This is a genomic window from Pseudomonas sp. GW821-FHT10B02, assembly GCF_059415665.1.
The window spans coordinates 16,097-36,023 of sequence record NZ_JBWKNR010000013.1 but is presented as its reverse complement, the minus strand read 5'-3'; the positions used below and the strand labels follow the sequence as shown (position 1 = coordinate 36,023).

18 protein-coding genes are annotated in these 19,927 nt (G+C 60.6%); 13 read left to right on the top strand and 5 right to left on the bottom strand.

Features of this window, described 5'->3' with window-relative positions:
- Positions 1-660 carry a GntR family transcriptional regulator gene (locus AC07OF_RS19380; protein ID WP_157193427.1) on the bottom strand — a complete coding sequence of 220 codons (660 nt, stop codon included), beginning with the start codon at positions 658-660 and terminating at the stop codon, positions 1-3.
- 272 nt (positions 661-932) lie between these two features.
- Between AC07OF_RS19380 and xdhA the strand changes: the two genes are divergently transcribed.
- The 4 genes from xdhA (at position 933) to guaD (ending at position 7,052) form a co-directional block, all read left to right on the top strand.
- The gene (xdhA, locus tag AC07OF_RS19375; RefSeq protein WP_495073341.1) at positions 933-2,387 is read left to right on the top strand and encodes a xanthine dehydrogenase small subunit; all 1,455 of its coding nucleotides are present in this window, start codon (positions 933-935) and stop codon (positions 2,385-2,387) included.
- Positions 2,380-4,776, top strand: a complete 2,397-nt coding sequence (gene xdhB / locus AC07OF_RS19370) for a xanthine dehydrogenase molybdopterin binding subunit (protein WP_495073340.1) — start codon at positions 2,380-2,382, stop codon at positions 4,774-4,776. The genes xdhA and xdhB overlap by 8 nt, the downstream gene beginning before the upstream one ends.
- A gap of 115 nt (positions 4,777-4,891) precedes the next feature.
- The gene (gene xdhC / locus AC07OF_RS19365) at positions 4,892-5,737 is read left to right on the top strand and encodes a xanthine dehydrogenase accessory protein XdhC (protein WP_495073339.1); all 846 of its coding nucleotides are present in this window, start codon (positions 4,892-4,894) and stop codon (positions 5,735-5,737) included.
- A 10-nt stretch (positions 5,738-5,747) separates the two neighbouring features.
- On the top strand, positions 5,748-7,052 hold the full coding sequence (gene guaD / locus AC07OF_RS19360; RefSeq protein ID WP_157193431.1) for a guanine deaminase: 1,305 nt from the start codon (positions 5,748-5,750) through the stop codon (positions 7,050-7,052).
- A gap of 92 nt (positions 7,053-7,144) precedes the next feature.
- Here the strand turns inward: guaD and AC07OF_RS19355 are convergent, their stop codons facing one another.
- Complete coding sequence (locus tag AC07OF_RS19355) at positions 7,145-7,912, bottom strand: GntR family transcriptional regulator (protein WP_038613226.1); 768 nt, start codon at positions 7,910-7,912, stop codon at positions 7,145-7,147.
- Between the two features lie 359 nt (positions 7,913-8,271).
- Here AC07OF_RS19355 and AC07OF_RS19350 point away from each other — a divergent pair, with 359 nt between their 5' ends.
- On the top strand, positions 8,272-9,621 hold the full coding sequence (locus tag AC07OF_RS19350; protein ID WP_038613228.1) for an NCS2 family permease: 1,350 nt from the start codon (positions 8,272-8,274) through the stop codon (positions 9,619-9,621).
- 226 nt (positions 9,622-9,847) lie between these two features.
- Here the strand turns inward: AC07OF_RS19350 and uraH are convergent, their stop codons facing one another.
- Positions 9,848-10,201, bottom strand: coding sequence for a hydroxyisourate hydrolase (gene uraH, locus AC07OF_RS19345; protein ID WP_038613230.1), 354 nt, complete (start codon positions 10,199-10,201; stop codon positions 9,848-9,850).
- Between the two features lie 385 nt (positions 10,202-10,586).
- Here uraH and puuE point away from each other — a divergent pair, with 385 nt between their 5' ends.
- The 7 genes from puuE (at position 10,587) to AC07OF_RS19310 (ending at position 17,505) form a co-directional block, all read left to right on the top strand.
- A complete protein-coding gene (puuE, locus tag AC07OF_RS19340; RefSeq protein WP_157193432.1) occupies positions 10,587-11,516 on the top strand; it encodes an allantoinase PuuE in 930 nt (309 codons plus the stop codon).
- The gene (gene uraD, locus AC07OF_RS19335) at positions 11,513-12,028 is read left to right on the top strand and encodes a 2-oxo-4-hydroxy-4-carboxy-5-ureidoimidazoline decarboxylase (RefSeq protein ID WP_157193433.1); all 516 of its coding nucleotides are present in this window, start codon (positions 11,513-11,515) and stop codon (positions 12,026-12,028) included. Before puuE ends, uraD begins: the two co-directional genes overlap by 4 nt.
- A 48-nt stretch (positions 12,029-12,076) precedes the next feature.
- On the top strand, positions 12,077-12,580 hold the full coding sequence (locus tag AC07OF_RS19330; protein WP_038613236.1) for an ureidoglycolate lyase: 504 nt from the start codon (positions 12,077-12,079) through the stop codon (positions 12,578-12,580).
- 50 nt (positions 12,581-12,630) lie between these two features.
- The gene (locus AC07OF_RS19325) at positions 12,631-13,956 is read left to right on the top strand and encodes a urate hydroxylase PuuD (RefSeq protein WP_157193434.1); all 1,326 of its coding nucleotides are present in this window, start codon (positions 12,631-12,633) and stop codon (positions 13,954-13,956) included.
- Between the two features lie 120 nt (positions 13,957-14,076).
- Positions 14,077-15,432, top strand: a complete 1,356-nt coding sequence (locus tag AC07OF_RS19320; RefSeq protein ID WP_157193435.1) for a nucleobase:cation symporter-2 family protein — start codon at positions 14,077-14,079, stop codon at positions 15,430-15,432.
- 135 nt (positions 15,433-15,567) lie between these two features.
- Positions 15,568-16,353 carry an outer membrane protein OmpK gene (locus AC07OF_RS19315; protein WP_038613242.1) on the top strand — a complete coding sequence of 262 codons (786 nt, stop codon included), beginning with the start codon at positions 15,568-15,570 and terminating at the stop codon, positions 16,351-16,353.
- A gap of 363 nt (positions 16,354-16,716) precedes the next feature.
- On the top strand, positions 16,717-17,505 hold the full coding sequence (locus AC07OF_RS19310; RefSeq protein WP_157193436.1) for an outer membrane protein OmpK: 789 nt from the start codon (positions 16,717-16,719) through the stop codon (positions 17,503-17,505).
- A gap of 66 nt (positions 17,506-17,571) precedes the next feature.
- Here the strand turns inward: AC07OF_RS19310 and AC07OF_RS19305 are convergent, their stop codons facing one another.
- Positions 17,572-18,480 (bottom strand): DUF808 domain-containing protein, encoded by a 909-nt coding sequence (locus AC07OF_RS19305; RefSeq protein ID WP_495073338.1) that lies wholly within the window; start codon positions 18,478-18,480, stop codon positions 17,572-17,574.
- Positions 18,481-18,604: 124 nt separating this feature from the next.
- Here AC07OF_RS19305 and AC07OF_RS19300 point away from each other — a divergent pair, with 124 nt between their 5' ends.
- Entirely contained in the window at positions 18,605-19,213 is a 609-nt protein-coding gene (locus tag AC07OF_RS19300) for a TetR/AcrR family transcriptional regulator (protein ID WP_038613246.1), read from the top strand.
- Positions 19,214-19,325: 112 nt separating this feature from the next.
- Here the strand turns inward: AC07OF_RS19300 and AC07OF_RS19295 are convergent, their stop codons facing one another.
- Complete coding sequence (locus tag AC07OF_RS19295) at positions 19,326-19,766, bottom strand: GlcG/HbpS family heme-binding protein (RefSeq protein ID WP_157193438.1); 441 nt, start codon at positions 19,764-19,766, stop codon at positions 19,326-19,328.
- Positions 19,767-19,927: the final 161 nt, after the last annotated feature.

The following is a 19,927-nucleotide window of genomic DNA, read 5'->3' as shown; positions in this document are numbered from 1 at the left end:
TCAGGCGGTCGCCAGTGCCGCCAGCACCAGCTCGCAGCTGCGCTGGCAGTATTCGACCAGCACCTTGCGGATGCGCGCCTGATCGCGGGCAACCACGGCCTCCAGCAGGTTGGCGAACAACGCCAGGAAGTCGCTCATTTCGGCCTTGCGTTGATCCAGCGCCAGGTAATAGGCGCGACTCATGGCCGGCTGCAGGTTCTCGACGGTTTCCTGCAGGTAAGGGTTGTTGGCGAACGGGTAAGCCGCGCGCATCACCGCAAAGCTTTCTTCGACGAAAACCTTGATGTCCTGGCGCTGCAGGGCACTGGTCAGGCTTTGCTGGATGTTCAGGAATGCCAGCAGGTCGCTTTCATTGCGCCAGTTCTGTGCAACCGCATTGCCCAAAAGGATGTACAGCTCGCCCATCAAGGTACACAGGCTGCGCACGCCATGTTCGTCGAGTTCGGTCACATGGGCGCCACGGCGCGGCAGGATGGTCACCAGGTGCCGACGTTCGAGGATCAGCAAGGCTTCACGCACCGAGCCGCGACTGACGTTCAATGCCTGGGTGACCTTCTGCTCCTGAATACGCTCAGCAGGTTTGAGCTCGCCGCGGATGATCCGCTCGGCCAGGTAGTGGGCAATTTGCTCGGAGAGGCTGTCCGGCGCCTTGAACGTCATGGTTTTCCTTCAAAATCATTGAACTGTGCAAAGGGCGCAATTGTAGCGCACTTGCCCCCGCGCCGCGCAGGGGCCTGGCAGCAGAAGTTGGCAGCAATGGCGCAAAAAAATCGGCCATGGGCACAGCGGACTATGCTCTATAGAGAGACGCCTGTGGCGGGCGGGTAATGGCGCGTAAATTTTCCTGACCCAGAAGTCAGAAAATTGTTGACCTAAAAATCAAGTCTGCTTACAGTCCGCTCAACAACAATAAACCGCGTGTGAGGCCTTCCGTGATCCAGTTTCTATTAAACCAGGAGCTGCGCAGTGAGCATGCCCTGGATCCCAACCTGACAGTGCTGCAATACCTGCGCGAGCACTTGGGCAAGTCCGGTACCAAGGAAGGCTGCGCCAGCGGCGATTGTGGTGCCTGCACGGTGGTAGTCGGCGAACTGGCCGAGGGCGACGACGGCCGCGAGCAGATCCGCTACCGCAGCCTGAACTCGTGCCTGACCTTTGTTTCGTCGTTGCACGGCAAGCAATTGATCAGCGTCGAAGGTCTCAAGCATCAAGGCCAACTGCACAGCGTGCAACAGGCCATGGCCGACTGCCACGGCTCGCAGTGCGGCTTCTGTACCCCCGGTTTTGTCATGTCGCTGTTTGCCCTGCAAAAGAACAGCGATGCACCGGACCTGCACAAGGCCCAGGAAGCGCTGGCCGGCAACCTCTGCCGCTGCACCGGATACCGCCCTATTCTGGCGGCTGCCGAACAGTCCTGCTGCCAGGCCAAGCCCGACCAGTTTGACAGCAACCAGACGCAGACCATTGCCCGTCTCAAAGCCATTGCGCCGAGCGAAACCGGTGAACTCAACAGCGGCGACAAGCGCTGCCTGGTACCGTTGACCGTCGCCGATCTGGCCGACCTCTACGGCTCGCATCCCGAAGCTCGCCTGCTCGCTGGTGGTACCGACCTGGCACTGGAAGTCACCCAGTTCCACAAAACCCTGCCGGTGATGATCTATGTCGGCAACGTCGCCGAACTCAAGCGCATCGACAGCCATGATGAACATCTGGAAATTGGCGCGGCCACCCCGCTGACCGACTGCTACGACGCCTTGAGCCGCGAATACCCGGACTTCGGCGAACTGCTGCACCGCTTTGCCTCCTTGCAGATCCGCAACCAGGGCACCCTCGGTGGCAACATCGGCAACGCCTCGCCGATCGGCGACTCCCCGCCCCTGCTGATTGCCCTCGATGCGCAGATTGTCCTGCGCAAAGGCGGCAGCACCCGCACCCTGGCGCTGGAAGACTACTTCATCGACTACCGCATCACTGCCCGTCAGGAAAGCGAGTTCATCGAGAAGATCATTGTGCCGCGCGCCCGCAGCGCCTGGACGTTCCGTGCCTACAAGGTTTCCAAGCGCCTGGACGACGATATTTCCGCCGTCTGCGCCGCCTTCAACCTGCGCATCGAAAACGGTGTGGTTGAAGCCGCACGCATCGCCTTCGGCGGCATGGCTGCAATCCCCAAACGCGCCCGCGCCTGCGAAGCCGCATTGGTCGGTAAAGCCTGGAACCAGGCCAGCATCGAACGTGCCTGCCAGGCCCTGGCCGAAGACTTCACCCCGCTGTCGGACTTCCGCGCCAGCAAGGAATACCGCCTGCTCAGTGCGCAGAACCTGCTGCGCAAATACTTCATCGAACTGCAAACGCCGCACATCGAGACCCGGGTGACCGCTTATGTCTAACCATCACGTCGCCAAAAGCCAGGCGCAAATGGCCGAGCTGTTCAGCCAGGACCTGACCACCGGAGTCGGGCGCAGCATCAAGCACGACAGCGCCGACAAGCAGGTCAGCGGTGAGGCGCAGTACATCGACGACCGCCTGGAATTCCCCAACCAGCTGCACGTGTATGCGCGCATGTCCGACCGCGCCCATGCGCGGGTGCTGAAGATCGATACCAGCCCCTGCTATGCCTTCGAGGGTGTGCGCATCGCCATCACCCACGAAGACATTCCAGGCCTCAAGGACATTGGCGCGATCATGCCCGGCGACCCGTTGCTGGCCATCGACAAGGTCGAGTTCGTCGGCCAGCCGGTACTCGCCGTCGCCGCCCGCGACCTGGACACCGCACGCCGCGCGGCAATGGCCGCGATCGTCGAATACGAAGACCTGGAACCGGTGCTCGACGTGGTCGAGGCCCTGCACAAGCGCCACTTCGTGCTGGACAGCCACACCCACAAACGCGGCGACTCGGCCACGGCCCTGGCGAACGCGCCGCATCGTCTGCAAGGTACCCTGCACATCGGCGGCCAGGAACACTTCTACCTGGAAACCCAGATCTCGTCGGTGATGCCTACCGAAGACGACGGGATGATCGTTTACTGCTCGACCCAGAACCCCACCGAGGTGCAGAAGCTGGTCGCCGAAGTGCTCGACGTGCCGATGAACAAGGTACAGGTCGACATGCGCCGCATGGGCGGCGGCTTCGGCGGCAAGGAAACCCAGGCCGCGAGCCCGGCGTGCCTGTGCGCGGTGATCGCGCGCCTGACCGGGCAGCCGACCAAGATGCGTCTGCCGCGGGTCGAAGACATGCTGATGACCGGTAAACGCCATCCGTTCTACGTCGAATACGACGTCGGCTTCGATGACAGCGGCCGCCTGCACGGGATCAACCTGGAGCTGGCCGGCAACTGCGGTTACTCACCAGACCTTTCGGCATCCATCGTCGACCGCGCCATGTTCCACTCCGACAACGCCTATTACCTCGGTGACGCCACGGTCAACGGTCATCGCTGCAAGACCAACACCGCGTCGAACACTGCCTACCGGGGCTTCGGCGGCCCGCAGGGGATGGTCGCCATCGAAGAGGTGATGGACCATATCGCCCGCAGCCTGGCGCTCGACCCGCTGGCGGTTCGCAAGGCCAACTACTACGGCAAGACCGAGCGCAACGTTACCCACTACTACCAGACCGTCGAGCACAACATGCTCGAGGAAATGACTGCCGAGCTGGAGGCCAGCGCCGACTACCATGAGCGCCGCGAATCGATCCGCCTGTTCAATGCCCATAGCCCGATCCTCAAGAAAGGCCTGGCGCTGACCCCGGTGAAGTTCGGTATTTCCTTTACCGCCAGCTTCCTCAACCAGGCCGGTGCCCTGGTACACGTCTACACCGACGGCAGCATCCACCTGAACCATGGCGGCACCGAAATGGGCCAGGGCCTCAATACCAAGGTGGCGCAGGTGGTGGCCGAGGTGTTCCAGGTCGACTTCCAGCGTGTGCAGATCACCGCGACCAACACCGAGAAGGTGCCGAACACCTCGCCGACGGCGGCCTCCTCTGGCGCCGACCTGAACGGCAAGGCAGCACAGAACGCGGCAGAGACCATCAAGAAGCGCCTGGTGGAGTTCGCTGCGCGGCAATACAAGGTGACCGAGGAAGACGTCGAGTTCCGCAACAATCATGTGCGTATCCGCGACGAGATCATCAGCTTCGACGCGCTGATCCAGCAGGCTTACTTTGCCCAGGTATCGCTGTCGAGCACCGGCTTCTACAAGACCCCGAAAATCTATTACGACCGTAGCCAGGCCCGTGGCCGGCCGTTCTACTACTTCGCGTTCGGTGCGGCCTGTGCCGAAGTGATCGTCGACACCCTGACCGGCGAATACAAGATGCTGCGCACCGACATCCTGCACGACGTCGGCGCCTCGCTGAACCCGGCCATCGACATCGGCCAGGTGGAAGGCGGCTACGTTCAGGGCATGGGCTGGCTGACCACCGAAGAGCTGGTGTGGAACGCCAAGGGCAAGTTGGTGACCAACGGCCCGGCCAGTTACAAGATTCCGGCGGTGGCGGACATGCCGATCGACTTTCGCGTGAAGCTGGTGGAAAACCGCAAGAACCCGGAAGACACCGTGTTCCACTCCAAAGCCGTGGGTGAACCGCCGTTCATGCTGGGTATCGCCGCCTGGTGCGCGATCAAGGATGCCGTGGCCAGCCTGGCGGACTACCGGGTGCAACCGAAGATCGATGCGCCGGCGACACCTGAGCGGGTGCTATGGGGTTGCGAGCAGATGCGCAAGGCGGTGGCGGCACAGCAGCCGGCTGCCGAGGTTGAGACAGTGACTCCGTGAGGCCCCTATCGCCGGCAAGGCCGGCTCCCACAGAGCAATGATTCGAAACTCTCAGTGTGGGAGCCGGCCTTGCCGGCGATGAGGCCGGAACAGACACCCCAGAGGTAACTGAATAATGCACACCTGGATCAACGCCCTCGCCGACCTGCAAGCCCGCGGTGAAGCCTGCGTACTGGTGACCATCATCGAAGAACGCGGCTCGACGCCACGCAATGCCGGCTCGAAGATGGTGGTCAGCGCCGAACAGCTGTTCGACACCATCGGCGGCGGCCACCTTGAATACAAAGCGATGAAAATCGCCCGCGAGATGCTCGCCGAGCGTCGCGAATCACCGCATCTGGAGCGCTTCAGCCTCGGCGCCAGTCTTGGCCAGTGCTGCGGCGGCGCTACCGTGCTGCTGTTCGAGCCCATGGGCCAGGTGCAAGCACAAATCGCCGTGTTCGGCGCAGGCCATGTCGGCCGCGCTCTGGTACCCTTGCTCGCCGCGCTGCCCTGCCGGGTGCGCTGGATCGATTCGCGCGAGCAGGAGTTTCCCGAGCAGATTCCGACTGGCGTCAGCAAGATCGTCAGCGAAGAGCCGGTCGATGAAGTCGACGACCTGCCCGCTGGCAGCTATTGCATCGTCATGACCCACAACCATCAACTGGACCTGGAACTGACCGCTGCAATCCTTAAACGCAATGACTTCACCTGGTTCGGCCTGATCGGCTCGAAAACCAAACGGGTCAAATTCGAACACCGTCTGCGTGAACGCGGCTACACCGAGGAGCGTCTGCAACGCATGCGTTGCCCCATGGGCCTGGCCGAGGTCAAGGGCAAACTGCCGATCGAGATCGCCGTGTCCATCGCCGCTGAAATCATTGCCACCTACAACGCCAGCTTCGGCCAGCACGACAGTGCGACCAATGCCGGCCCCATTGCCCAATTGCTGCCGCCCTCGCGGCGCAGCCAAGCCATATGACGAGAGCCCTATGAGCGCAACCCGCAAAGCCTACCGTGCCGCCATCCTGCACAGCATCGCCGACCCTGCCGAGGTGGGAATCGAAGCTTCCTACCAGTATTTCCAGGACGGCCTGCTGCTGATCGACAACGGCAAGATCAGCGCCCTGGGACACGCCAGTGAACTGCTGCCGAGCCTGCCGGCAGACATCGAGGTACAGCACTATCAGGACGCCCTGATCACCCCGGGCTTTATCGACACCCATATCCACTTCCCGCAGACCGGCATGATCGGTTCCTACGGCGAGCAACTGCTGGACTGGCTCAACACCTACACCTTCCCGTGCGAGAAGCAGTTTGCCGACAAGGCGCACGCCGACAAGGTAGCGAAGATCTTCATCGAAGAGCTGCTGCGCAACGGCACCACTACTGCCTTGGTGTTTGGCAGCGTGCACCCCGAGTCGGTCAATGCCTTCTTCGAAGAAGCCGAACGCCTGGACCTGCGGATGATCGCCGGCAAGGTGATGATGGACCGCAATGCCCCGGACTACCTGACCGACACCGCCGAGTCGGGCTACACCGAAAGCAAGGCGCTGATCGAACGCTGGCACGGCAAGGGTCGCCTGCACTACGCCGTGACCCCACGCTTTGCCCCGACCAGCACCCCGGAGCAATTGACCCTGGCCGGGCAGCTGCTGAGCGAATTCCCTGACCTGTACATGCACACCCACCTGAGCGAAAACCTCAAGGAGATCGACTGGGTCAAGGAACTGTTCCCTGAGCGCAAGGGTTACCTGGACGTCTACGATCACTTCAAGCTGCTCGGTGAGCGCTCGGTATTCGCCCACGGCGTACACCTGTGTGACGAAGAGTGCCAGCGCCTGGCCGAAACCGGTTCGGCCGTGGCCTTCTGCCCGACCTCCAACCTGTTCCTCGGCAGCGGCCTGTTCAACCTGCCACAGGCGGAGAAGTTCAAGGTCAAGGTCGGCCTGGGTACCGACGTCGGTGCCGGCACCAGCTTCTCGCTGCTCAACACCCTCAACGAAGCCTACAAGGTCATGCAGCTGCAGGGCGCGCGCCTGAGCCCGTTCAAGTCGCTGTATCTGGCCACCCTCGGCGGCGCTCAGGCGCTGAGCCTGGATGACCGCATCGGCAGCCTCAAGCCTGGCAACGATGCCGACTTCGTGGTGCTCGACTACAAGGCGACGCCGCTGATGGACTACCGCATCCAGCAGTCGAACAGCATCGACGAGACCCTGTTCGTGCTGATGACCCTGGGCGACGACCGTACCGTCAAACAGACCTTCGCCGCCGGGCGTTGCGTACACCAGCGTTAATCTTCAAAAACATCGCGGGGCAAGCCCGCTCCCACAGGATTTGTTTGAACCTGTGGGAGCGGGCTTGCCCCGCGATTGTTTTGAGCCGGTTATCAGCCCTTGATCGGCACCGAACTGCCACGCTTCTTGGTCTGCAACAAATGCGAGAACACCGCATGCAGATCATCCGAAGCGCTGTCCTCGTCGAGGTTGAGCTTGCTGTCGATGTGATCCATGTGGTGCATCATCAGGCTGACCGCCTGATTGACGTCACGCGCCTCGATGGCGTCGATCAGCTGCATGTGCTCGTCGTAGGAACAGTGCGAACGGTTGCCGCTTTCGTACTGGGCGATGATCAACGAAGTCTGCGACACCAGGCTGCGCTGGAAGCTGATCAACGGCGCATTGCCGGCGGCTTCGGCGAGCTTCAGGTGGAACTCGCCGGACAGACGAATACCGGCACCGCGGTCGCCCCGGGAGAAACTGTCGCGCTCTTCACGCACCATCTGGCGCAACTCGTTGAGCTGCTCGGCGGTGGCGTGCTCGACCGCAAGCTCGGTGATGGCGCGCTCAACCATGCGCCGCGAGAAAAACACCTGGCGCGCTTCCTCAACGGTCGGGCTGGCCACCACCGCACCGCGGTTAGGCCGCAGCAGCACCACGCTTTCATGCGCCAGGCGCGACAGTGCGCGGCGAATGATGGTGCGGCTGACGCCAAAGATTTCGCCCAGGGCTTCCTCGCTCAACTTGGTACCCGGCGCCAGACGCTGTTCGAGAATGGCCTCGAAAATGTGCGCGTAGACGATGTCGTCCTGGGTTCCGCTGCGCCCGGCCTTGCCGGTACGCACTGGTTTCTTGAGAGGTTGCAGCTGTTCGTTCATGGGCACTCGAGCACGGGGATCGGCCTGTCGGACCCTGACTGTAATACCAGCCAGTGGGGCGGAGGCAAGTCTTGGTAAGAAAATTAAACGATTAAGGTATGGGCACATTGTACACAGCCGCAGCGATTTCTGCAGGGGGTGATGGCCTTTATAGCGATGCGGCGAAATTATTTGCGCACAACAACAAAAACATTATTTGCATTCTTTGTATACAAACGCATAATCCATCCGTGCAACTTCCTGACTCAGAAGTCAACAAACGGTCCGGTCGCCTGCCATCCCATCCGCCTCACAGAGCTTCCCAGTGCGTGCGCAGGACTGGCTCTGAAAAACAAGAAAAGACTTGAGGAGTACACGCTGTGGAAAGCCGCAAATCCGAAGCCCCTACGCTGGATCTTGCCCCACCGCTCGAAACGAGCTGGCTGGAGCGGATTTTCAAACTCAAGCTACATGGCACCACCGTCAAAACCGAGATGATCGCCGGGTTGACCACCTTTATCACCATGGCCTACATCATCTTCGTCAACCCCAACATCATGGCCGATGCCGGCATCGATCACGGTGCGGCTTTTGTCGCCACCTGTATCGCCGCCGCCCTGGGCTGCCTGTTGATGGGCCTGTACGCCAACTGGCCAGTAGGCCTGGCACCGGGCATGGGCCTCAACGCCTTCTTTACCTATACCGTGGTCGGGACCATGGGCTACACCTGGGAGGCGGCGCTGGGCGCGGTATTCGTCTCCGGGGTGCTGTTCATGCTGCTGACGCTTTCGCGGGTGCGTGAATGGCTGCTCAACAGCATTCCCGTGAGCCTGCGTCATGCGATGGGTGCCGGCGTCGGATTGTTTCTCGGACTGATCGGTCTTAAAACTGCCGGAATTGTCGTCGACAGCCCGGCCACCCTGATCAAGCTCGGCTCTCTGCATGAGCCTGGCCCGCTGCTGGCGGCGATCTGCTTTTTGATGATTGCAGTGCTCAGCTATCACCGCGTGTTCGGCGCGATCCTGATCAGCATCATCAGCGTCACCCTCGCCGGCTGGGGCCTGGGCCTGGTCGAATACGGCGGCCTGTTCTCGTTGCCACCGAGCCTGGCACCGACCTGGATGGCCATGGATGTCGCGGGCGTGTTCAACGTCAGCATGATTGCCGTGGTGTTCGCCTTCCTCTTCGTGCACATGTTCGACACCGCCGGCACCCTGATGGGCGTAGCCCAGCGCGCCAACCTGGTGAATGCCGACGGACGCATCGAAAACCTCTCGCGCGCATTGAAGGCAGACAGTGCTTCGAGTGTGTTCGGTGCAGTGGTGGGCGTACCGCCGGTAACCAGCTATGTGGAAAGTGCTGCGGGTGTTGCCGCAGGTGGCCGCACCGGCCTGACGGCGGTGGTGGTCGGCCTGTTCTTCATCGCCGCGATGTTCTTCGCCCCCCTGGCCGGGATGATTCCCGCCTACGCCACGGCGGGTGCGTTGATCTATGTGGCGATGCTGATGATGGGCAGCATGGCGCACATCAACTGGGATGAAGCCACCGACAGCATCCCGGCGATCGTCACCGCGATCATGATGCCGCTGACCTTCTCGGTTGCCGACGGTATTGCCCTGGGCTTTATCACCTATGTGGTGCTCAAGGCCGGTACCGGTCGCTTCAGCGAGATCTCGGCAAGCTTGTGGGTACTGACGGCGATCTTCATTGCCAAGTTTGTGTTCCTGTAAGCACAACCCCGGGTAAACAGAGCCTCACCTTCGGGTGGGGCTTTTTGTTGCCTGGTCCAGCCCTTGTGGGAGCTGGCTTTGCCAGCGATCGACCGCAGAGCGGTCGTCAGCCTCATCGCCGGCAAGGCCGGCCCCCACAGAAACTGGATGCACCTTCAAATTGCAGACAAAAAAAAGCCCGCAGTGTGAGCGGGCAAGGACCTACGAAGATTCTTCTAGCGACCAACTAGCTTCCACGATAGGTCGAGTAACTGTACGGCGAGATCAACAGTGGTACGTGGTAGTGATCCTGCTCGGCGCTGATGCCAAAACGCAGTACCACAACATCAAGAAATGCATGCTCAGGCAGCTGCACGCCACGGGCGCGGTAGTAGTCGCCGGCATTGAACTGCAGCTGGTAGACGCCGCTGCGGTAATCGTCACCTTGCAACAGTGGCGCGTCGCAACGGCCATCGCTGTTGGTCAGGGTGGTGTGCACCAGCTCGAGCTGCTGGCCTTCGACCCGGTACAGCTCGACCTTGATCGAGCTGCCAGGGCAGCCGTGAGCGGCATCCAGTACATGCGTGGTCAAACGTCCCATTGCTTGCTCGCCTCTGTTCTATCTGTGGGCAAAAAATCCCGTACGGCGCCGTCAGGAGACCCGGCAGCGTACGACTGTCGGATTATTAAGACATTTTTCTGTAAAATTGTACACAATAATTCGGTATTCTTTCCTGACATGCCCACCACCTTCTGTAAATACGCCATCAGTCGCAAAACCACGCCACTGGCCGACGAGCGCGTCATTAACTGACCAATTGGGCAGGTTTCTTGCAGAGGGTTTCCGAGGGTAAAAACAGGAAGAAATAGGAAAAAACAGGCTTACAAACCGCAAACAAAGTTGTATACAATCACCTCATCGTCGTGGCCGATACCCTACCCGGGCGCCACGCCCTCCGTTTACACGTATAAGAAGGAAGACTGCAGTGAGCGCTGACTATCCTCGCGACCTGATCGGTTACGGCAATACCCCACCCCATCCGCGCTGGCCGGGGAATGCCCGCATTGCTTTGTCTTTCGTACTCAATTACGAAGAAGGCGGTGAACGCAACATTCTTCACGGGGACAAGGAATCAGAAGCCTTCCTCTCGGAAATGGTTGCCGCCCAGCCCCTGCAGGGCGCGCGTAACATGAGCATGGAATCGCTCTACGAATACGGCAGCCGCGCCGGCGTCTGGCGCCTGCTCAAGCTGTTCAAGGACACCGGCGTGCCGCTGACCATCTTCGCCGTCGCCATGGCCGCCCAGCGTCACCCCGACGTGATCCGCGCCATGGTCGAAGCCGGTCACGAGATCTGCAGCCACGGCTACCGCTGGATCGACTACCAGAACATGGACGAGGCCCAGGAGCGCGAGCACATGCTCGAAGCGATCCGCATCCTCACCGAACTGACCGGTGAGCGTCCGCTGGGCTGGTACACCGGCCGCACCGGGATCAACACCCGTCGCCTGGTGATGGAGGAAGGTGGCTTCCTCTATGACAGCGACACCTACGACGACGACCTGCCCTACTGGGAACCGAACAACCCGACCGGCAAGCCGCACCTGGTGATCCCTTACACTCTGGACACCAACGACATGCGCTTCACCCAGGTGCAGGGCTTCAACTGCGGCGAGCAGTTCTTCCAGTACCTCAAGGATGCTTTTGACGTCCTCTACGAAGAAGGCGCCGAGGCACCGAAGATGCTCTCGATCGGCCTGCACTGCCGCCTGATTGGCCGTCCGGCTCGCCTGGCTGCGCTCAAGCGCTTCATTGAATACGCCAAGAGCCATGAGCAGGTCTGGTTCACCCGGCGCGTGGACATCGCCCGTCACTGGCATGCCACCCACCCTTACAAAGCCGAGAACGCCCAATGACCGCTTTCAAAACCCTCAAGCCTTCGTCCCTGGAGCGCAGCGCGTTCGTCGAAGCCTTTGCCGACATCTACGAGCACTCGCCGTGGGTCGCCGAAAAGGCCTACGACCTCGGCCAGTTGCAGGAAATCGACCAGATCGAAGCCCTGCATCAACGCATGAGCGACATCCTGCTGAGCGCCGATCACGCCGCCCAGCTGGCCCTGATCAATGCTCACCCGGACCTCGCCGGCAAAGCCGCGATCCAAGGTGAACTGACCGAGTCGAGCACCAACGAGCAGGCCGGCGCTGGTATCCACCAGTGCACCGCCGAAGAGTTCGAGCGCTTCACCGAACTCAACGATGCCTACAAAGAGAAATTCAGGTTCCCGTTCATCATGGCGGTAAAAGGCAGCAACCGGCACCAGATCCTCGCCTCGTTCGAGAAGCGCATCCACAACTCGGTCGAGGCCGAGTTCAAGGAAGCGCTGGCGCAGATCAACCTGATTGCCCTGTTCCGCCTGCTGCAACTTTAAGGGTAAGCCCGGCCTTACCCTCCACAACACAGAATAAAGAGAATCCGCATGCGCACTTTAGTGATTGAGCCCTTGACCAAAGAAGCCTTCGCCCCTTTCGGTGACGTGATCGAAACCGACGGCAGCGACCACTTCATGATCAACAACGGTTCGACCATGCGCTTCCACAAGCTGGCGACGGTACAAACCGCCCAGCCCGAGGACAACGCGATCATCAGCATCTTCCGCGCCGACGCGCAGGACATGCCGCTGACCGTTCGCATGCTGGAGCGCCATCCGCTGGGCAGCCAGGCTTTCATTCCGCTGCTCGGCAACCCCTTTCTGATCGTGGTCGCGCCCGTTGGCGATGCACCTGTATCAGGCCTGGTCCGTGCCTTCATCAGTAATGGAAGGCAGGGCATCAATTACCATCGCGGCGTCTGGCACCACCCGGTGCTGACGATCGAAAAGCGGGATGACTTCCTGGTGGTTGATCGCAGTGGCACTGGCAATAACTGCGATGAGCATTTTTTCAATGAGGATGAGCAATTGATCCTCGCCCCCCACCAATAAGAGAAGACCTGAGCACCCGGCTACAGGGTGCCAGGGTAGAGGTAAAGACTGTGGAAGCACATCTGTTGGAATGGCTGAACCTGAGCGTGCGTTGGGTTCACATGATCACTGGCGTCGCCTGGATTGGCGCGTCGTTCTACTTTGTCTGGCTGGAAAACAACCTCAACCGGGCCAACCCGCGCGATGGTCTGTCCGGCGATCTCTGGGCGATTCACGGTGGCGGGATCTACCACCTGGAGAAGTACAAGCTGGCTCCGCCGAAAATGCCGGAGAACCTGCACTGGTTCAAATGGGAAGCCTATTTCACCTGGATGTCGGGTATCGCCCTGCTGTGCCTGGTGTTCTACTGGAACCCGACCCTGTACCTGCTGGCCCCTGGCAGCACCCTGAGCGGTGGTGAAGGGATCGCCATTGGCGTTGGCTCGCTAATCGCTGGCTGGTTCATCTACGACTTCCTGTGCGACTCGCCACTGGGCAAACGCCCTGGCCTGCTCGGCCTGGTGCTGTTCGTCCTGGTGATTGCCGCCTGCTACGGTTTCAGCCAGGTGTTCAGCGGTCGTGGTGCGTACCTGCACACCGGCGCGATCATCGGCACCATCATGGTCGGTAACGTGTTCCGCATCATCATGCCGGCCCAGCGTCAGCTGGTCGCCGCCATCGAAGCCAACCAGACCCCGGACCCGCTCCTGCCGGCCAAGGGCCTGCTGCGCTCGCGGCACAACAACTACTTCACCCTGCCGGTGCTGTTCATCATGATCAGCAACCACTTCCCGAGCACCTACGGTAGCCAGTACAACTGGCTGATCCTGGGCGGTATCGCAGTGGCTGCAGTGTTGGTTCGTCACTACTTCAACACCCGCCACGACAGCAACAAGTACGCCTGGACCCTGCCGGTCGGTGCCCTGTCGATGATCTGCCTGGCTTACGTCACTGGCCCTGCGCCAATGCCGACCGCGCCTGAGCAGGCCGCTGCCAAGGTCGAGTACCAGCCGCTGCCGGAAACCGCACTGGGTGGCAAGACCGCTGCCGAGAAAGCTGCAGAGCAAGCCGCCGCACCTGCCCAGGCCGCTGCCCCGGCCGAAGCGCCGGCGGCCAACGTCGCCAAACTCGACGATGCCGGTTTCGACAAGATCCACAGCGTCATCCAGGAACGTTGCGCCGTGTGCCATTCGGCCAAGCCGACCAGCCCGCTGTTCAGCGCTGCACCTGCCGGGGTAATGCTCGACACCCCACAACAGATCCAGCAACAGGCCGCGCGTATCCAGGCTCAGGCTGTCGCCACGCAGATCATGCCGTTGGGCAACATCACCCAGATGACCCAGCAGGAACGTGAACTGATTGGCGCCTGGATCGCCAAAGGTGCTCCAACCAAGTAAGTAACAGGCTTCAAGCGACAAGCTGCAAGCTGCAAGCCAAGCGCCACCACCTGCTTCTCCTCGAGGCGTGGCGCTTGAAGCTTGCAGCTCTAAAGAATAAAAACAAAACCGAGGTGTTGCATGTCCGAGTCACGCAAGGCGTACATCCCCGTTGCGCCCCCACGACAGCCACTGCCAATGCTCCAACTGTTCCTGGTGGGTCTACAACATGTCTTGCTGATGTACGGAGGCGCGATTGCCGTGCCGCTGATCATCGGCCAGGCCGCCGGCCTTTCTCGTGAAGAAGTCGCTTTCCTGATCAATGCCGACCTGCTGGTCGCTGGTGTCGCCACCATCGTCCAGTCGTTCGGCATTGGCGCAGTCGGCATACGCATGCCGGTGATGATGGGTGCAAGCTTTGCTGCAGTTGGCAGCATGGTGGCCATGGCCGGAATGCCCGGCGTCGGCCTGCAAGGTATTTTCGGTGCGACCATTGCCGCCGGTTTCTTCGGCATGCTGATCGCCCCGTTCATGTCCAAGGTGGTGCGTTTCTTCCCACCGCTGGTGACCGGCACGGTCATCACCTCGATTGGTCTTTCGCTGTTTCCGGTTGCCGTTAACTGGGCCGGTGGCGGCGCCACTGCCGAAACCTTCGGCTCCCCTATCTACCTGATCGTCGCCGGCCTGGTGCTGGCGACCATCCTCCTGGTCAACCGCTTCATGCGCGGCTTCTGGGTCAATGTCTCGGTGCTGATCGGCATGGGCCTGGGTTATATCCTCGCCGGCTCCATCGGCATGGTCGACCTCTCCGGCCTCGACGAGGCGCCCTGGGTACAAGTGGTAACGCCGCTGCACTTCGGCATGCCGACCTTCAGCCTGGCGCCGATCCTGTCCATGTGCCTGGTGGTGGTGATCATCTTTGTCGAGTCCACCGGCATGTTCCTCGCCCTGGGCAAGGTCACCGACCGTGAAGTCACTCCGGGCATGCTGCGCCGCGGCCTGATGTGCGACGCCGGTGCATCGTTTGTCGCCGGCTTCTTCAACACCTTCACCCACTCCTCGTTCGCCCAGAACATCGGCCTGGTGCAGATGACTGGCGTGCGCTGCCGCTATGTCACGGTGGTTGCCGGTGGTTTTCTGATTCTGCTCAGCCTGCTGCCCAAGGCGGCCTTCCTGATTGCCTCGATTCCGCCGGCGGTATTGGGCGGCGCCTCGATTGCCATGTTCGGCATGGTCGCTGCCACCGGGATCAAGATCCTCCAGGAAGCCGACATCGCCGACCGCCGCAACCAGTTGCTGGTTGCCGTCAGCGTCGGCATGGGCCTGATCCCTGTGGTGCGTCCGGAGTTCTTCGCACAGATGCCGCAGTGGATGGAACCGATCACCCACAGCGGTATCGCCATGGCCACGGTCAGCGCGCTGATCCTCAACCTGCTGTTCAACATTCTCGGCGGCGCCGAACGCGCTGCGCACAACGAAGCCGCCCACCAACACTGAGTCTTTGGGCGGCGCTTGCCGCCCGGTAGCACCCCGAGCAATACGCAGGACCGTCGACCCGTGGGAGCGGGTCGGCCGGGGCGTTTCGCGCCGAAAAAACCGAAAACCAACAATAACAAAGCCGGGAATCACAACATGAAAGGCATCACCACTTCCCTTCTGTTGGGTAGCAGTCTGTTGGCCACTTTGCCAGCCGCCGCAGAAGACCTGCTGCAATGGCACACCAACAGCCTCTCCTACCTGTATGGCAAGGACTTCCAGGTCAACCCTGCCATCCAGCAGACAGTGACCTTCGAACACGCCAACCGGTGGAAATACGGCGACACCTTCCTGTTCGTCGACAAGATCTTCTACAACGGCGGTACCGACCGCAACAAAGGCAACAACACCTACTACGGTGAGTTCAGCCCGCGCCTGTCGTTCGGCAAAATTTTCGACCAGAAGCTGGAGTTCGGTCCGATTACCGACGTGTTGCTGGCCATGACCTACGAGTCGGGCGAAGGCGACAACGAGGCCTACCTGATCGGCCCCGGCTTCAACCTGGCGATTCCCGGTTTCAATTACTTCACCTTGAACTTTTACTTGCGCAACACCGAAGGCAGCCGCCCAGGCGATAACGTTTGGCAGATTACCCCGACCTTTTCCTACACCATCCCTGTAGGCAAGTCCGACATCCTCATCGATGGCTACATGGACTGGGTGGTCGATAACGACGAGACCCGACGCGGTACATACCACGCCAACCTGCAGTTCAACCCACAGGTCAAATACGACCTGGGCAAGGCCCTGAACCTGGGCGCCAAGCAGTTGTACGTGGGTATCGAATACAGCTACTGGAAAGACAAATACGGCATCGAGAACAGTGGACGGCTGGACACCAATCAGAGCGTGACCAGCGCCCTGGTTAAGGTTCACTTCTAAAACCTGACCAAACGCACAGTTTTAGCCACACCCGCTCCACGACGGAGCACTTGAGGACCCGCGCGCAAGCCAGTAATCTGCGCGCCCCCTCGCTCAGGGCAGGATGGATCCTGCCTGCGTTTGCTGACCGCTCAGTCAATGAATTCGGGCGGTTGGCAAGCGTCACGCCAACCTGAAATACCCTTTTTCAGCTGTTCAGAAAGACGTCGAGCAGGACTGTTGCGCCATTGCGGAAAAGTTGGCGCAGCACTTGCCAAATTGTTGTGGCCAATCGAAAAAAACTGACTCAAAAGACAAGTATTTGAACTCAACGGTGCCGCTCAGAGCACCGACAACAGATTCAATCAAGGGAGCAACACAGCGATGCGCATGACCAATAGCCTGATCCTCGCCGGCGGCCTGCTGGCGGCCAGCACGGCCGCTACCGCCGGTGATCTGCTGCAATGGCAGAACAACAGCCTGACCTACCTGTGGGGCAAGAACTTTGCGGTCAACCCGGAAATCCAGCAGACCGTGACCTTCGAGCACGCCGATGCGTGGAAGTACGGCGACAACTTCATCTTCGTCGACAAGATCTTCTACAACGGTGACAAGGACTTCAACAACGGTCCGAACACCTACTACGGCGAGATTCAACCGCGCCTGTCGTTCGGCAAGATCTTCGACCAGAAGCTGGAGTTCGGCCCGATCAAGGACGTGCTGCTGGCCATGACCTACGAGTTTGGTGAGGGCGATACCGAGTCCTACCTGATCGGTCCTGGTTTCGACCTGGCAATCCCGGGCTTCGACTACTTCCAGCTGAACTTCTACCAGCGTCACACCGAAGGCAGTCGTGCCGGTGACAACGTCTGGCAGATCACCCCGGTCTGGTCCTACACCATTCCTGTGGGCAAGTCCGACATTCTCATCGATGGTTTCATGGACTGGGTTGTGGATAACGACGCCACCAGCCGCCGTGGCACCTACCACGCCAACCTGCACTTCAACCCGCAGGTCAAATATGACCTGGGCAAGGCGCTGAACTGGGGCGACAAGCAGCTGTATGTCGGTTTCGAATACGACTACTGGAAGAACAAGTACGGGATCAAGGACAGCGACGCGTTTGATACCGATCAGAACACGGCGAGCTTCCTGCTCAAGTATCACTTCTGATTGAAGCGATCGCGGGGCAAGCCCGCTCCTACCTGGTAGGAGCGGGCTTGCCCCGCGATGAGGCCATCAGCCCTTCACGGCTCGCCAGATTTTGCCAACAACAGCCACCACCGCCAAAACTGCCGCACCCGCAACAATCCCCACCCCGCCATTGAGCAAGGCCCCGGTCAACGCCCCGCCCCGCCCTTCGCTGAAGGCTTCGATGGCGTGATGCAGCGGCGCCACGCCATGCACCAGAATTCCGCCACCGACCAGGAACATCGCCGCGGTACCAATTACCGACAGGCTCTTCATCATGTACGGCGCCGCACGCAGGATGCCGTTGCCCAGCACCTGTGCCGCACGCGACGCCTTCTGGGTCAGCCACAATCCCAGGTCATCGAGTTTGACGATACCGGCAACCAGGCCATACACGCCGATGGTCATGACAATGGCGATGCCCGAGAGCACGATGATCTGCTGGCTCAGCGGCGCAGCAGCAACGGTGCCCAGGGTGATTGCAATGATCTCTGCCGAGAGAATGAAGTCGGTGCGAATCGCGCCCTTGATCTTGGTTTGCTCGAAGGCCACCAGATCGACGTCAGGGTCCGCTACCGCTTCGACTAACGCTGCGTGCTCGGCCTGGTCTTGCGCCTTGCTGTGGAGGAACTTGTGGGCAAGTTTTTCGAAGCCTTCAAAGCACAGAAAAGCGCCACCGATCATCAGCAGCGGCGTTACCGCCCAGGGGATGAACGCACTGATCAACAGCGCTGCCGGCACCAGGATCAGCTTGTTGACGAACGAGCCCTTGGCCACCGCCCAGACCACCGGGATTTCCCGCTCGGCACGCACGCCGGTGACCTGCTGGGCATTGAGCGCCAGGTCGTCGCCCAGCACCCCTGCGGTCTTTTTCGCCGCGACCTTGGTCATTACCGAGACATCGTCGAGTAGCGTGGCGATATCGTCGATCAATACCAGAAGACTGCTTCCTGCCATGTTTGCCTGATTCCAGCGGGTTGAGAGGTGCTCAGTCTAGCCCAAAGTCGCCACCTTGAGCCCTTTGCAAACGCGGTGCTACCATGCGCAACCGCCCTTTCAGGCCCGAGGATTAGCGTCAACCATGAGCAGCATTCGCGAGCGCAACAAAGAACTGATCCTGCGCGCGGCCAGTGAAGAGTTCGCCGACAAGGGCTTCGCCGCCACCAAGACCAGCGACATCGCGGCCAAGGCCGGGCTGCCCAAGCCGAACGTGTACTACTACTTCAAGTCCAAGGAAAACCTCTACCGCGAGGTCCTGGAAAGCATCATCGAGCCGATCATGCAGGCGTCTACGCCGTTCAATGCCGACGGTGATCCGAAAGAAGTATTGAGCGCCTACATCCGCTCCAAGGTACGGATTTCCCGCGACCTGCCGTTTGCTTCCAAAGTGTTCGCCAGCGAGATCATGCACGGTGCCCCGCACCTGAGCCCGAGCCAGGTCGAACAGCTCAACGAGCAGGCCCGGCACAACATCGAATGCATCCAGGCGTGGATCGACCGTGGCCAGATTGCCAAGGTCGACCCGCATCACCTGATGTTCAGCATCTGGGCGGCGACCCAGACCTACGCTGATTTCGACTGGCAGATCTCGGTGGTTACCGGTAAGGCCAAGCTGGAAGACAGCGACTATGAGGCGGCGACGCAGACCATCATTCGTCTGGTGCTCAAGGGCTGTGAGCCGGACGCTTAGTCCGCAGCAACGCTATCGCCGGCAAGGCCGGCTCCCACAGTATTTGAGTCAATGCTGAATCTGTGGGAGCTGGCCTTGCCAGCGAAGGGCTGCAATGCAGCCGCAAAAGACCTCAGGCTGCTACACCGGCATCCGCCGTCAATCCCGCCTCTTCGATCGCACTGATCGCGCACTGCTCATCGATATCCGAGGTATCGCCACTGATACCGATCGCCCCCACCACCACGCCCTGCTGATTACGAATCAGCACGCCACCTGGCGCCGGCACCACCGGGCTCTGCCCCAGACCATTGAGCGCGGCGAAAAACGCCGGGCGTTGTTGTGCATCCAGGGCAATCAGGCGCGAGCCCTTGCCCAGGGCAATCGCGCCCCAGGCCTTGCCCATCGCCACTTGCGGGCGTAACAGGCTGGCGCCGTCTTCGCGCTGCAGGGTCAACAGATGGCCGCCAGCATCAAGCACCGCCACCGTCAGGGGCGCGGCGGAGATCTTGCGGCCTGCGGCCAGCGCGGCGTTCACCAGGCTGACGGCGACTTTCAGGGTCAATGTGGTCATGGAAAGGTCCTCTTGTTGTTAGAAGCCCTGAGGGCAGGTGTGAAAGCAATAGAACAAATAGAACACAATGGCGAATATTTTTGTATACAATAATTCGAGAGCGATAACCCAATTCTGACGAAACGCCTTTTTTATGGCCTTCCTGACGAAAGCACCCATCG

Bases quoted from the DNA above. Each gene is read 5' to 3' on its own strand.
- AC07OF_RS19380 (WP_157193427.1), bottom strand. From the start codon at position 660: ATGACGTTCAAGGCGCCGGACAGCCTCTCCGAGCAAATTGCCCACTAC.
- xdhB (WP_495073340.1), top strand. From the start codon at position 2,380: ATGTCTAACCATCACGTCGCCAAAAGCCAGGCGCAAATGGCCGAGCTG.
- xdhC (WP_495073339.1), top strand. From the start codon at position 4,892: ATGCACACCTGGATCAACGCCCTCGCCGACCTGCAAGCCCGCGGTGAA.
- guaD (WP_157193431.1), top strand. From the start codon at position 5,748: ATGAGCGCAACCCGCAAAGCCTACCGTGCCGCCATCCTGCACAGCATC.
- AC07OF_RS19355 (WP_038613226.1), bottom strand. From the start codon at position 7,912: ATGAACGAACAGCTGCAACCTCTCAAGAAACCAGTGCGTACCGGCAAG.
- uraH (WP_038613230.1), bottom strand. From the start codon at position 10,201: ATGGGACGTTTGACCACGCATGTACTGGATGCCGCTCACGGCTGCCCT.
- uraD (WP_157193433.1), top strand. From the start codon at position 11,513: ATGACCGCTTTCAAAACCCTCAAGCCTTCGTCCCTGGAGCGCAGCGCG.
- AC07OF_RS19330 (WP_038613236.1), top strand. From the start codon at position 12,077: ATGCGCACTTTAGTGATTGAGCCCTTGACCAAAGAAGCCTTCGCCCCT.
- AC07OF_RS19320 (WP_157193435.1), top strand. From the start codon at position 14,077: ATGTCCGAGTCACGCAAGGCGTACATCCCCGTTGCGCCCCCACGACAG.
- AC07OF_RS19315 (WP_038613242.1), top strand. From the start codon at position 15,568: ATGAAAGGCATCACCACTTCCCTTCTGTTGGGTAGCAGTCTGTTGGCC.
- AC07OF_RS19310 (WP_157193436.1), top strand. From the start codon at position 16,717: ATGCGCATGACCAATAGCCTGATCCTCGCCGGCGGCCTGCTGGCGGCC.
- AC07OF_RS19305 (WP_495073338.1), bottom strand. From the start codon at position 18,480: ATGGCAGGAAGCAGTCTTCTGGTATTGATCGACGATATCGCCACGCTA.
- AC07OF_RS19300 (WP_038613246.1), top strand. From the start codon at position 18,605: ATGAGCAGCATTCGCGAGCGCAACAAAGAACTGATCCTGCGCGCGGCC.
- AC07OF_RS19295 (WP_157193438.1), bottom strand. From the start codon at position 19,766: ATGACCACATTGACCCTGAAAGTCGCCGTCAGCCTGGTGAACGCCGCG.